At 31.3% G+C, this 15,663-nt stretch carries 3 protein-coding genes; all 3 read right to left on the reverse strand.

Going from position 1 to position 15,663, the window contains the following annotated elements; all coding sequences use genetic code 11:
* Positions 1-68: 68 nt before the first annotated feature.
* A complete protein-coding gene (locus tag QMG30_RS00775; RefSeq protein ID WP_281811201.1) occupies positions 69-11,357 on the reverse strand; it encodes a V-type ATP synthase subunit I domain-containing protein in 11,289 nt (3,762 codons plus the stop codon).
* A complete protein-coding gene (locus QMG30_RS00780; RefSeq protein WP_281811203.1) occupies positions 11,344-14,832 on the reverse strand; it encodes a hypothetical protein in 3,489 nt (1,162 codons plus the stop codon). The genes QMG30_RS00775 and QMG30_RS00780 overlap by 14 nt, the downstream gene beginning before the upstream one ends.
* 77 nt (positions 14,833-14,909) lie before the next feature.
* Complete coding sequence (locus tag QMG30_RS00785) at positions 14,910-15,596, reverse strand: hypothetical protein (RefSeq protein WP_281811205.1); 687 nt, start codon at positions 15,594-15,596, stop codon at positions 14,910-14,912.
* Positions 15,597-15,663: the final 67 nt, after the last annotated feature.

Consider the following 15,663-nt stretch of genomic DNA (forward strand, 5'->3'; position numbering starts at 1 on the left):
TATATTGTACTTAATAGAAAATGGTATCCCCTTTTAATAATGCACTAGGAGATACCATTTTACCTACTCTATTTGTCTAAAATGTCTTTTATATACTTAACTTCTAACATCAATCGCCTCAATCGTAATAATGGCATAGGATATTCTGTTAGATTGGACCTAACCATCAGATCAAACCATAATGCACCAGCTTCTACATTCGGTTTATTTCTCATAAACCATTTTAATATATTATCTGTTATATTAGGTATATCATAATCTATTTTCAATTTCTTAGCAGGAAGTAAGAGTACTGGTAACTCAATAGAAGTTAGATTACTATTAATACTATATGAGTATTTACATTCTAATTGAATCATTAGTTCGTTTATCTGTCCATTGGCTATACTTGTAATCATATCTTGTAAATGGTCCTTAAGTATCTGTTCAATTGGTCTTCCTGTTTTGATTGAAGCTACAGGTATTATTTTCCATATATCAATCTTAGGTATATATGGATTGGTAAAACTCACAACTGGAGTTTGATAAATAAATGCTTCATTTGTTATTCTTCCTTCAATCAACTCCTTATTTCTAATCATATAGGAACTTGTAACAGCATTCTGTATAGATAGAACATTAATGTTTGGCACTCTGATTATACGTTTAGATATACCCAAACCTTCATCTACAGTTAAATATTTTCCCGTTTTGATAGATTTGAATATATAATTAACATGATTATCTTCATCAGCTTTTATAGTGTAATAGTTATCTATTTCAACAATAGGTTCAACTATACTTACTGGTCTTGTTTCCTCGTCTATTATAGTAATCTTAAGAGCTTTCACTTTAGTCTTATCTTCATTGATGATATCAATTGATGATTCTTTGGTATAGAATTTATAACAATTATCGTTGCAATCATTTTCTTTACATAATGTAGGATAATTTTTTAATTCCCAAGTCCTAGAAACATCTTCAACAAGAATAATAAAAGATTCAACTGCTATAACAGCCTTTTCCAGTAAATCCTTGTCGCAATCAGTTTGATTTATTTTACATAAATATTCCTCCAGATCTTTTGAAACAGCTGGATATACCATTACAAATTCAGCTAGAGCATCGATCAAATCTCTATTCCCTCGGTTATCTTCTATAGAATATTCTTCTGATATATTATATTTAATCGTAAAATATGTTGCATCTTGAGTATAATGATAATCCTTTTTATACTCGAAAGCATAGTCCCATTTACATGCATCTCTAATATCATCTGACTCTTCATACTTATGCTTGTTGAATTGATTCACCATAGAAGGTGGTGTAGGGTAAGCTCTGTAAATTATAGGTACTTCAAATTTACCAAGTGAACTACTTAATGGCTTTTTATTGTCCTTATCGTTCTTGATGACAAAAGATAACCATGATGAAGCTTTATAACCCTCAATTCCTGGCACATTACTTATTTCATGCTCTATATCCGTAACTTGATAGTCAAGGTCTAGTAGTACGTTGCTAGTCATTTTATCTTTTAGCTTTTCATCGCCGCTGCTTAAAGAAAATGTCAAATGACGTATTTCATTATCAGTATTACTACCCAGATTAAGTTTTGCATCTGACAATAATACATCACTGGATATATCTTTATTATAGTTTTTGAATGTACCATAGAGCTGTAATGATTTATCAGTAGCAATAGTTTCTTTATCAAATATATCAGTTACATTAGCCTGAAATTGAATCATTACCTTAGTATCATAGAAACTTAATAAACTCTGTAATAATTGCTGTTTAAATATTGTCATTGCATCTTCTCGTCCATCTTCACAATTACCATAGACTGGATAAAGCATTTCACTTAAAGATTTTGCAAGGTTTTGTTTCAGTTTCTTTAACTTATCAAGATAATTTATCCCGTTATATAATGTCAATATACCTAAAGAGGATATATATTTTGGGGAAAGAAAGTCATCTACAGCTGTTAAGAATGTTTTCATCCATATATCAATATCAACATCCGTAAATGAAATCCTACGATCAATTTTATTAAAATCAATTATACTACCTGTCTTATATTCATAAATAGGTACATCGCAGCGGCTTTCAAGTCGATTACTAATAGGTATAGGAGTAAAAAATACCGGCTTTCCTGTGTTCATAATTTCATAATGTATTCCATCATTATTATTGGCACTAATTTTTACTGCCCATATCTTACCTGTTAATGCTGTTCTCTCTCTACTCATTCCAGTAGCCAACTTTATGGTATATTCATTTTCTTTGCATAGAGTTTTTTCAAACTCTATGGCGAATTGCTCTAAGTCATAACTTGAGTCATCATTTCCCTTAGAATCATTCTTTATGACCTCTGGCTGAATAGATGTTACTACTTTTCTAACATCTGATGAATCTTTAAAATGAGAATCTACATATTGATTATCCCTTTCCATTATAAAATTTACATCCAATGAAAATATAGGCTTACTGTTAATTTCATAAGCTGCAAATGGATAATATATGATAAGCTGATTAGGGCAAGTCCCACAATCACTCCTACCTTGTGCAAGACACCTTACATATGTATATATTTTTTCTATCCATTCTTCTATATTTGTAATAGAACTATCATCACTTAATATTTCAGTCTTTTCTAATGGTATTGGTCCTATATCAAGTAAACTTGATTGGATAGAGAATCTTGCCTTACCTTTGTACGCTTTTATTTGGTAGTATAATTTTTCATAAATGATTTTAGCATTCTTTGCGTCTTCAACCAATAATGAATTAAATGATGCAGAATCAAAATCCAGTATAATACTTAGCCCCTTTTCTTTGGTGATAGTATACTTATAGTTGACTCCTTGCCACATAGATAATGGAATCAATTTATCTGTATAACCCATTATGGATGGAATGACTGATGACGACGGATCAACTGTTATACAAGATGTATCCATATTTGCATTAATCTTATTTCCGAATAAATCTACCCAGTAATAATCTATCTGCAATAGATTACCAACACCTGAATACGGATTTTTTTCATTATCTAAATTAGTATCTTTTTCTGATTCATAAAATTTATAATATGGTATACTTTGTTGATACTCCCATAGTTCACCCTGTTGACGAATCCCTCTAGGCATACGGATTTTATCTAATTCATCCATATCTGACTTTTCTGTAGGTCCCATTGGTAATCCTAGTGGATTTTCACTGAACCAATTATTTTCCTTTATTTTGAACCCTAGTAAATTATACATATGTTCAATATAAAGCTTACCATAATTATAGTCTTTATCTGATTCTGGCATACTTGGAACTTCTCCAGGAACCTGTCTTTTGGCTTCAAGAACAACTGTACCTGCTGGTACTGAACTAGTAATTGAATATGGTCCGCTTACTATATTAATATTAGTATCGTCAAATAAACTCTTTACATCTTTATTTACATAAGCTAACTGAGAAATTGAAACTCCATAGAAAATAGCTAAACTCTCTAGTGTTGTTCCTCCTTTAGCTGAACCCACATCAATTATAATTTCAGGTAATTGCAAAACATTGCCTACCGACAAGTCGGACCAATCAATTATCTTGGGATTCACTTTTTTCAAATCCTCTAATGCAATATCAAAATAATTACAAATATCTTGAACTGTTATAGGTCCATTTGACTTAACGGTGTATGTACCGTTACTAATCGTTAGACTATTATTATTAAGTCTTACAGTTGAATTATCTTCTGCTAATTTGGCAGGATTAGTATGATAATCACCAGCAATATCTATAAGTGACCTGCCTGCTGGATTAATTGAAGTTATAACCGGATTAACCTTAGCATAAACAACCGATTTAGTTTGATCTATAGAGTCTCCTGTTATAGCACAATTCATGTAATCAGTCATACCGTTCTGCTCAGGTAATTTGTTATACATAATTAATAAAGTGATTCTACCTTCTCCTCTATCATTAAATAAATTATCAGGAAAACCAACTTTAGATTTTCCATTACAATAATAAAGGAAATACCCTCCTGATCTGGTTATGCTGTTTTCCCATAATTGTCTTAAAAAACTGATATTGGTTTGATTCTTTTCTATTATGCTACTATGAACCTTACTCTTACTTTGACTAGGTGGTCTAGTTACTGTTGTTAAATTTACTTGGCTGATAAAATAGTTAATATCCTTAGTGTCCGCAGAAATAAGGACTCTATTTTCATCTGTTAATGATGAATAGTTATATAAAAACCTTAAACTATCTATATAATCTTCCTTATCCTGAATATGACCTACTATCCGTTCCAACAAAATTATATCTTTTTCACTGCATCCCATTAATTCATAGGTACAATTTGCAGCCAGACTTTCATTTGATGTAGGTATCCGTCTAATTGCAATATCAATTTTCGTACCCCATCCATAGCATTTACAAACTTCACTGTCAAGTACTGATGTTGCTTCGTTGAAAGTACCTATTTCAATATTGAATCTTGGTAATATACCTTCTTTTCTTCTATTCACTGATAGGTTCTGAAGACTTTCCGGTATCTGCCATAGTTTTAATTGATTAGAATCATTATGCTGCAATTCTCCATAAGGTAAATTCACTTCATCTGAACTATTCCATAAAGTAACAGAAGAAAATGGAGCCATAAGAGGTTCATATTTTATCATAGATGAAATTCCAATACTACAATTTGCTGGACTGAAGCCTTCTTTTCTTCCATAAGATAATACTGAGGATATAGCATTTGTATCGTTGACATCAAGAGTTATTGTCATATATGTCTTGGCAGGATCGCTATCAAACTCAACCCAGTCTAGCTCTTTAGTTTTTGTAATATTAATACTATAAGGATTTTCTCCATTAGTATTAATATCTATTACAGATTCTGGAACAGTGAATTGTTGACCAGTTAACTTGTATAAACCATATTCTCCTGACTTTATCGTTTGGTCTAACAACTTGATACTACCACCATTGACCATTTCTGTAGGTAAACGAAGTCCATGTAGTAAATATCTGGAAACCATTCCGGACAAATGCTTAATAGCCCCTGTTTGATGAATTTCGTGAATAATTTCCTTAGTTTTAAATTGATTCAAATGAATGATATTCAAGAAACCGTCATTATCAGTACCTTTTCTAAAGAGATCTGTTATCTCTAAATTATCAGGATGAACAGTAATTGAAACATTAAATTTATCAGTTATCCTTGAGTTGCAATCTCCTTCTACTGTCGTGTATAAGAATGTTGGTAATGTTATATCTGCAAAAGCTTGAAGTATTTCATTATTAGTAGAAATATCCGATATTCTGATAAGCTTATCAATATCACCTTCTGTAATATTTTTCGCAATGGACTCTATTGTATCTGAATCTGTAACTTCAAAATTAAAGGTTTGGCTATCCCTCGTATACTTAATGACTGACCCTGAAACAAAAAGTCCAACTCTTTGCCTATTTTCTACAATCAATTCTATCACTGGAAATGCTCTTCTATATATATCAGTAGTTATAGTATTGAAACTCTGACCATCTTTAATAATATGCTTAACGCCAACTATCTTAAGCTTTTTATTAGCATTAAATAAATGATTTTCATTACCCTCCAATAATTCCTCTGCTGTAAATTCATTCTGCTTAGAGAACTTTGCATTATTATTTACCCAACTAATAATATCATTAATTGACATATTATCATCAATTAGTAATTTGAAGTTTCTAAGAGAATCTAGGGCAGCTTGTACCATTTGTTTTGCTATAAGCAAGAAATAATCTGAGAATATGAAACCTGCCAAAGAACCTTCTTCATCATTTAGCATTTCATCTTTATATTTCTTTTCATCCTCTTCCTTAACTATAACGGATAATTTATCAAAATACTCTCTGAGTCCTTCAATATAAGTATCATCTATCTTTGAAAAATCATCAAAAGTATATTGTATGTTGCTGTCATTTCCATAACTCTTAATATCAAGACCTAATTTCCTAGGAATAGGGAAAATAGCTCCTTCTCTTTCACTATTATTCAATAATGATGGTGTCTGTACCTTAAATATCAACTTCTGGCTTTTAATGAATTCTTCCACATCATTAGGAGTTAAAACCTCATTAGAGTCATTATTGGGATCAAATATTCCCTTTGAATCATATTTTCCTGCTAGATATTGTTGAATATTATTGATGAGCTCTGAAGTTATAACAAAATCATCAATCTCCTCCACAGTACATTTTTTTTGCATTGCTGCAGCAATAACCCACCTTAATATATATGTACACAAAATTTCAAAAGATGTCATTTCTTCATTTTCTTGTATCCCTCTGCATAATGAATCTTCTGGTATTGTTTCTATAAACATTAATGGTACGTAACACGCTTCTGCATCTTTTTTCTCTCCATCTATAGACATAGTAAGGGATGGTACTATGTAAGACTTCATGTAAGTAGATACATCTGCATCTATTAGATTAGACCAATTAATTATAAATGGCTGTGTACTTACTCTATCATAAAACAACTTTCCAAGTGTTGAAGCTTTTAACCGTCTTACTTGCTTTTTATGATAATCGCTCATATCACTAAGTTGTGAATCATACCAAGGTGGTTTTCCTGAATCGGTTTTAATGGTAAAAGTTTCTTTAATCCTCATGGAAAAACTAAAATGAATTTTAATTTTAAAAAGTCCACAATTAATGCTTACTTTTAGAGCAACATCTACAGAAGCATGGACAGTTATAGGAATATCAGCATATGAGGCTAATGTCAATCCAGCTGTTATTTTCAGATCAACATCTACTTGAGCCTTTACTATACTGAAATCTACTAAACCGAATAACTTACCAATAATACCAACTGTACCCTGCATCCAAAAATAATAATCACCCTGTAACTGTTGTGATGAACTGCCTCCAGTACTATCTGGTTGAATAGGGTTCCATTTTGCGATAATTCCTTCTAATATACCTGCTACAGTGAGGGATAAACCCGCTCTAAATATACCTTTTTCGATGTATTTGCCTAGTCCGAACTGAAGCCCTATCCCAAACACATGTATTGGTTTAAAGTTTCCCAGAGAACTTTTGGGCACATCTTTACAAGTATCTTGACTTAGCTTTCCGAAATAGAAACCAGCTGATCCAAGCAGTGGTACAGGTACGGGGCCTATCACAACAATACCTTGCAATGTAAAGGAACGAGAAAAATCAAAGTTCCAAGGAAATCCAATATCAATTTTAAAGTCACCGTTAGTATATATCTCTACTCCTAGAACGGGTAATGTAATGGTGTAAGCTCCTACGGAAATATTTCTTATAGTGTCAGGTAATTTTATTTCAGATGAATAGCATCCTACAGTATCATTAATTTTTCTATACATAATTTCAAACTCCAGACCTTTTAACACTTTAGCAGCATTACCTGCTAACGCAATTCGTAGGGCATATAAATCCGAATCATGAAATATTGTGGAAAGTTGTACTACATATCCAGCTTTTTGTTCACTTTCTTCTATCTTCAACAGACCAAAATCAGCTACTATCAACCAAGAATTCTTGCCATCATAAACAGGCTGTCCTGGTTCACCAATAGGTAATTGTCCCCTTTTGAGTTCAGGTAATTCTCTAATTATATCTATTGCATCTTGGACTTTATCTACTTCATTCAAACCAGTTATTGAAACATGTTGTCCAAGGGCAAGTAATCTAAGGTCTATATATTTATTACCACTTCCAGGAGGTACAGGTGCACTATCAGGATCTGTTGCATCCCAGCTAAGAGGTGCATCAGGATCACTCATCCATCTGAATGAACCTTTTAGCTCTACTATTACACTTTTTTCATCTGGATCATACGCTACACCTATTCCCTCTATTTTCGCAAGTCCAAGTTCAATAGGTGCAATGGCTATATTGAATGATACTTTTTTGCCTGTAAAATCGTACTCTAGTTCTAAGTTGCTTAATGAGATACTATTAATTAGATTCCAAGGTTCACTTAAGCCAAACTTCTGACCTGTAGCCCAAGAAATCATTTCTTCTATCATATTCCCAAATGAAAAATCTGATATCTTTAGTGTACCAATCCAATGGTCATTACCCTTAACTTTCATTTTTTTAATTGATCCATAAAAACATAGCCACCTAAACCATAAACTCCATTCTTTTTTTCCTGTATCGAATTCTGAACCTATGATAATATCTATAGATTGCCATCTAGTTTCACAAGAGATTCTACCAAACCATTCACCTTCACCATTACTATCATCAGACATGTCATCTATCATGATTATTTCATTACCACAACTAGTTGTTAGATTAAGGCTTTTACTTCTATATCCGAACTCCACTGTAGCATCTAAACTTAGATCTGAGAAGACCTCCCATTTGTATGCTGTTTTTGCCGAACACTTGAAAAAAGTAGAATTATTGCCTTTATGTATTTCCACATCCATGTTTTCTATCTGTATATCCGCATCTAAGGTTATAATTCCCTGTGTATAGTAATTAAGCATGCTTGCTAGAGAAAATACACCTCTGCTATTTCCTTTTATTAGCCACTTCTTATTATCTGATTCATAGGATGCCAGCATGTTGATTCTTACTTTTTCGCTCTTGCTCTGGTTAATATCTACCGACCCGGATATAGTAACAGATGGTATTTGTTTTCCTTTTCCCTCCACGGATAAACCTAAATTAGTAATGGTGAAGATTGGTTTACTTGCAATTTCTATTTGCCAATCAGTATCTAATGTCACACTAAAACCATAATTTAATTTTTTTATATCCAGATATAATGACATTTGACTTATATATGTCTTAATATCAATGCTGGCATCTGGTAAAAAGATATTAATAAATTTGTTTATATCAATCTTACCTGATGTAAGGTTCCCACTAATGACATACTCAGGATAATTTGCGTTTATTGTTAGTATACCTCCACCAACATCCATTGTTCCTCCTAGATCAACTTCAATATGACGATTAGAAAGATCAATAGGGTTATATACCATAAATTCAATCCATAAATCATTAACATCAATATTCGGAATCAATTGCATTGATACATCATGATTCGGTTTAATAACAACACTTATATAACTTATAGTTTTACTTACAGAATCATATGTAATATTGATTTTTTCTATGCCCAAATCTACAAGTGTATATACAGCTTCCGGAAGATACTGCTGAATATTAATACCACCTAATACTTGACCCATCTTGGCAATAGTCAAATATGGTTTGTCAAATCTACCTTCAATAATCCATTGAGTATTAATAGGATACTGCAAAGTAAGTTGTACTCCTAGTGATTTTAAATTGCCGAATATTATTCCACTGACAGGTTTTGCATAGTTAAATACGTTTAGATCAAATCCTGGTTTTTCAAGTACTATCCACGGCGCTCCCATAATATCCCATTTGGTATCAGATTTTACACAACTATATCTACCCATGGATTTCACTCCCGCAGGTTCGATAGCAAATTCTAATGATTCAATCTTAGTATCAATCCCAAAACAATCAGTTACTCCAGTGATAACTATACTTGTCAGCTGTTTATCATCATTATAATTAGGAGAAATCTTAATATTTTGTACAAGAAATTGTTTATTGATAGTTATGTTTTCATAGAATTCCTTCATATATCCAATGGGTAGAACCTCTAGTAAATCAACAGTCTGCTCAGGAGAAATCTTTTCATTCATCCTTTTCAATAATTCTATGAGTTCTTCTTCAGGTGTATTATTGTTAATTATAAATGATTTATCATCATTCTTGATATCTACTTTTTCTTTTTGTTCTTCCTGTTCCATTAATGAAACAATTGCTTTGAGCAATTTGTCATCTTTCTCACTGGAGTACTCTTTTTGTATCCATTTAATATAATTTTCAACATATGATTTTTTATCATCTATTATTTGCAACATAAATTTGTAGATATTATTAATTTTATTTTTAATGTAATCCATATCAATATCTTCATACTCAACATCCTGCTCTGTTGGAAAAGCATTAAGTAATCCATCTAGTGCATCAATAATATAATCTCTACCTTTTTTATACTTTTTAACATATTCATATTTATGTTCGGCAACTACTTTTCCAAGCTGTAAGTAAGGTTTACCGAAACAAATCGCTTTAGGAGCTGTTCCCTGTCCTTCAAATACAGTAGCTAAATTTGAATTTGAATAAAAATAATTAAAAACAGTTGTTGATACACCACCCAGTTGCAAATATAAAACTTTACTTTTATCATTTAACTTTTGACTTTCTATTGATGTATCTTTCTTAACATAAACACAATCTAATTTGTCTAATAGGTTGCTATTATCTTTTATTAGACTTTTATATATTTTACTTAAGTTTACATATTTTTTATATCTACTATCCTTTTTACTATATTGTGTTATTTTATTTAATATTTTAGCAATTTCGTCTTCTAAATATTCTTTACAACCAGACTCTATTTTTTTAACTGTTTCTTCCCCAATCTCTCCAAATGATACTACAACGATTTTTTTGTCATTATTAGTTTTATTCTCAATTAGCTTAATAAGAGAAGATAATAGGATATACATATATTTTGCTGGATTTTTCATATCAGCTAACTGCATTTTACCATCATCTCTAATCCCGTATATTGGCAGGACATAAATACCACTTTTATCACCTTTTTTAAGTTCTTCATAGAGGTTTTTTGTATGTTCTAGTTTTGTTCTTTCTAAGGTATCTTTATCTTCTTCTTCAAGTATTTTTTCCCAATCCTTTTCATCAAGTTCTATAGCTCTATAGTAATAAGGTGAATCAACCAACTCACTTAATACAATCTTATCTTTTTGTATATATTCAATGTCATTTGGTGCATTTATCCATTTTAATGGCTGTAATCTAAGGAATTTGGAAACATTTAATTTTATAGCATAATTTTCTTCTTTATCATCTGCTCCACCAGTAAATCCATAATTCACTTTATTTTCTGGCTTATTATTTGGGTCATATTCAATAAAAGTTATAGTTGCTTCTTCGGTCTTTGGACCAATTTTTATATATTTATCAAAATTTTTGTTTGTCAAACCCAGTATTAGCTGTATTAGCTTTTCCTTTGTAGGTTTGTCTGCTTTTTCTTTTTCTTCATAGTAAACCTCTACATTACCGCTGTATTCAAATGCATATATGAGTCTCATCATAATATGTACAGTTGTAGTTTGGTGTCCACTCCCATTAGAACCTGCTACAAAAATACGAATAACTTTTTCATTCTGAATGATTTTTTGAAATTTTAAGCAAGCTTTTTTTATATTTGTATCTTGTTTTTTATTGGCTTCTTTAATTAAATTTCCTATTAAATAATCAAAAGCTTTCATGATTAATCCCCCCCAGCCTCTTATTTTTACTATCCTGATTGTATATGGTATACCATCCCAGTTCACTAGAGGTACTTTCACTATCAGGATTTCCGAATAGATAAAAGGAGGTAGAACCATTAGGTGGTAGTTTTAATAGTCCAAAGAATCTGAGTGCTATATCAGAAAGTACTAACATATAAACTTTTTGTTTAATCATATATTTTAGCATAATATCTTTTATAGACAGTTTAAAAACACCTTGCAAAGAAAACATCTTCGAACTGCCAGAAACACCTGGTAGCTTTATACCTACAAAAAATGAATCATTAGATTCTTGAGTTTCATTTCCCGATGACCACGCTAACAGAATATTAGATTTCAACTTGACTTTATCAGCTAGTTCACCTAACGTTCCCATTTTCAACTTAAATGAAAGACCTGTCCAAGTTCCTTGTAATGATACCTGTTCAACATCAGTAGTAACTGGAACATATCCAAAGTCCACAGGCTGTTTCTTTTCATTCCCTACCACAATGCCTTCTAATTGTAATTTGAAGTCATTAAAAAGACTATTTTCAGGGTTATTCTTTCTAGTTCTTATACTACTCCTTAATAAATCAAAAGTTATTTGTGAATAATCCATTGATAATGTTGTATCAGTAGAATCATTTTCTGAGTAAACCATATTGATACCAAGACCTGAGAATTTCAATCCTTTTCTTTTAAACTCTTCATAGAATACATAGTTCTCACTATTTTGACTTCCACGTATTTCATAATTATTTCCAAAGGACAAAAAATCATACACTTGAAATACTCTTTCACTTTCTTTTATATCAACATGACTACTGAGTACTCCAAAATCCATATAGCCTCTTATATCAAATCTACCATTAACGGAATTATCATTTTGAGCTCCTTCATCAGCTTGTGTAGTGTTAAGCTGTACCTTGACAATCTCGACTCTTTTTAATACAGTGCTGTTGAAATAAAAGATATTATCATCAACCGTATCTAACATATAAGTAGTTTGAGTGGAACCATCCTTTGACTTTCTTTGCTGTAATGAACCTTCTAGCAGAATTGTCGGATAAGTATTTTCTTTATCTCCCATATATGCTACTGGAAGATTAAATAATCTATTTATTGTCAGTTGCGCTGTGCTTGAAAAGCTTTTTATAGCAGAATTTTCAAAAAGCACCTTCAATGTGAGAACTCTAAAATCATAATCAGCATCAGAAGCAGGTGTAAGAATCTTTTCTGGATTATTAATATCATAGGAAGGATCAGTATAATCAATCAAACCAAACATAGAACTGCTGTCATTAATCTCAATATTGATACTATCTATAGGACTGGTCTCAATTCCAAAATGATGGGCATAAAAATAATCAGGATTCATTCCTCCTCTAAGAGCTTCTAATTGTTTTGGCATTTTATTGATGTCTACTTTCAAAAATAATATTCCATTCCAGTGTTCATTGGTAACTATATCTTTGAAATGGTCGAAAAGATGATTCCCACGATCTGCTCTTTCAATACCGTCTTCTATATAATCTTGCAACCACTGTGAAACCATTACTATTTCTTCTTGTTTATTGAAATCATATGCTTGTGAGAATCCTCTAGTTTTTTTAACAAGATCTCTCAATTTCCCTTTTGAGAATTTCATGATTATGACGTTACTGTAATTCCCGAAATCATTTGTCTCTGTACCTATATCTACTTTAAAGTTCCAACCGTCTATAGACATCTTATTTTTAAAACCTGATAGATGAGTATTATCTGTTGCAACAAGAAACATTTGATCTGTCTGAAAAATTTGCTGAAGTTTTATATCTGGTTTGTCAAAACTCATTTGTATTCCTTCTTCATTTTGTCCAAGAAGAATCCTTTCCCACTTTCTTAATTCATTATCTACTTCAACAATAATTCCTGATGGTGTTGTTATGTGAAATACTCTATTTTCATTTGTTTTTCTTAAAAATAGTAATTTTGATTTTTCATCTGTATTACATTCAATTGCTTCCATTATTCTATTATGACGTACTGCTGATAGAATCTGTTTTTCAAATAACAAGATAGTTTCATCATTATCCCCATAATCCAGTCTATGATTTCCATATGGAACTAAAGGGAAACATGAATTCTCGTCTTCAGGGATAGGATAACCAAATTCTTCTGCAAAAAGAATATGACCTCTATCATTATTGTCCTTATGTCCATAAAATGAAGCTTTTTCAGGTTGTGATATATAATATGAATTACAATTATCTTCTATTGCTTTTTTTATTGTGACCCAAGATGTATCATATTCATCAGTCAGTAAAGGAGTATTGGTTATGGGCGGTGCTACTGGAGATGCTTCATTAAATGGAAAATCTGGAGCAAAGGCTGGCATATGTGAATAGAAACTAAGTAGATTACCTATATTCTCATCTATCGTTGGTTGAAAAGTCAATACTTCTGTTCCTGATAAACCACAAAGAAGTTTATGTCCTTTTGTCTCTTCATTTTTTTTGGTACCTATTGCAAAATCACCATGAGGCATCAAATATCTATTCAGCCTTTCCCTGGGATTAATACCAAAAACCATTTTGGCCTCTCTAATGGAATTATTATTGACATTCATTCCATCTTTTGACATTGGTATGAGATTAAGAAAATGTCCATAATTGGTAACAAATGTTGTAGGTAAAACTGTTTTTATTATTTCCCCTTTAAGATTTTTATCTTGTCCTGCAAAAGCAAAATAAGTGCGATCTGGATTTAATAAATCTGTTACATCGGTACATGCATTGAAATAAACTCTATTATTTGATGTTTCAAGATTTAGTTTTATAATTGGATAAGTACGAGTTAATATTTCATTATCGTCAATTGTAAAATAATATATACCGAAATTCATAATATCAAAATCTTTTCCTTGGGATATATGTATTTTGTATTTAAAACATCCCATTTCATCTGAGTCAAATGATAGAGTAACTTTTTGTGGTTCTACCTGACAAGTCGATATTCCGCTAATAGTATTTAACTCTATTCTCCCATTAAAAATAATTTCTCTTTTACTATCATCATAACAAATGTCCGACTGTCCTATATACAATTTCAAGTCGTTTGATAGATCAGCTGTAAGAGATTGTACCATTTTATAGGATTTATTGAATTCCATGAATCCAAATCCTTGTAGTTCTATTTTTTTTAGATCATCTTCATAATTCATCCACAAAAAAGCTCTATTTGTAGGTATTTGTTTATTTATGTAATCTCGAATATTAGTTATTAGTAATTCTACGGTTTTGTCATTGAGGATGGTTTCCTCTAATAATGAAAAAATAAAGATACCTTTTTCTTGGTAAAAAGATTGTTCTAATGTCAAGCTATCAGCTCTAAATGTATTCGTTTCTGGAAGTAAGTAAAGAACTCTTCTTCCATGTATTATCTGACCAATATATAGAAGTGTTTTTTCAAATCTTTTGAAATAGGGCAATATCTCAAAACCTCCTTTTTTACTATAATTGTATACAGACGTTTAAAAAATAATCAAACGTCTGTATCAATAATTTTTTAATAAGGTGAAGTTGTAAATGTTACAAATGCAGTTAGATCACTATCTTGAGGTCCACAAGCATATCCAAGGGTATATGTTGTATCAACAGTAAGACTCAAATTATTCATTAACTGTGTATCACTTGAAACATTTGATTCAACCATGATTTTTTTTATTCTATTACTGCCATCATATGTAACTTTAGCACCTTCCCATAAACCTATCCAATTATTATTGGCTTTAGGATTGTTACCGATAGGTGTTGTGAATTTCGCTATAAGAGAATTATCTCCTAGTGCTGGCTCAACTAACTCTATTGTTGTAAAAGATGGTACTCCTTCGGCGCTACCTGGATTGAATTGTAATGTGGCACAAAAAGATGAACCGGAAGCACTTGTTGAATAGGCTACTATGTATGGTTTTTTCTCAACATTAAACTTAAAAACCTGATCACCAGTTTGTGAGTTTTCTTTGATTGTATCATATTGTAATGGGCTTTGTCCTTGTCCCCATGGTAATCCTGTATTTTGCCAAACATAAAGTGCATTTCCATTGCTTGCCGCCTGATTATCAGGTAGTGTTTCCCATTTAATTGACATTAGATTTTTGGAGATGATAGTCCCTTGAATCTTATTAGAATGGGGTATTTGGTTAATAGCTTTTAATTGAATCTGGTTTTTACTTGCATAAAATGAATTAGACATAACAATATTCCTCCTAAAGTGAATTTTTATAAACAAACAAACTATATCGTATTACTGTTATAAGTTC

Origin of the sequence: Vallitalea longa (assembly GCF_027923465.1) — a bacterium.
In the GTDB taxonomy this organism is placed as follows: Bacteria; Bacillota; Clostridia; order Lachnospirales; family Vallitaleaceae; genus Vallitalea; species Vallitalea longa.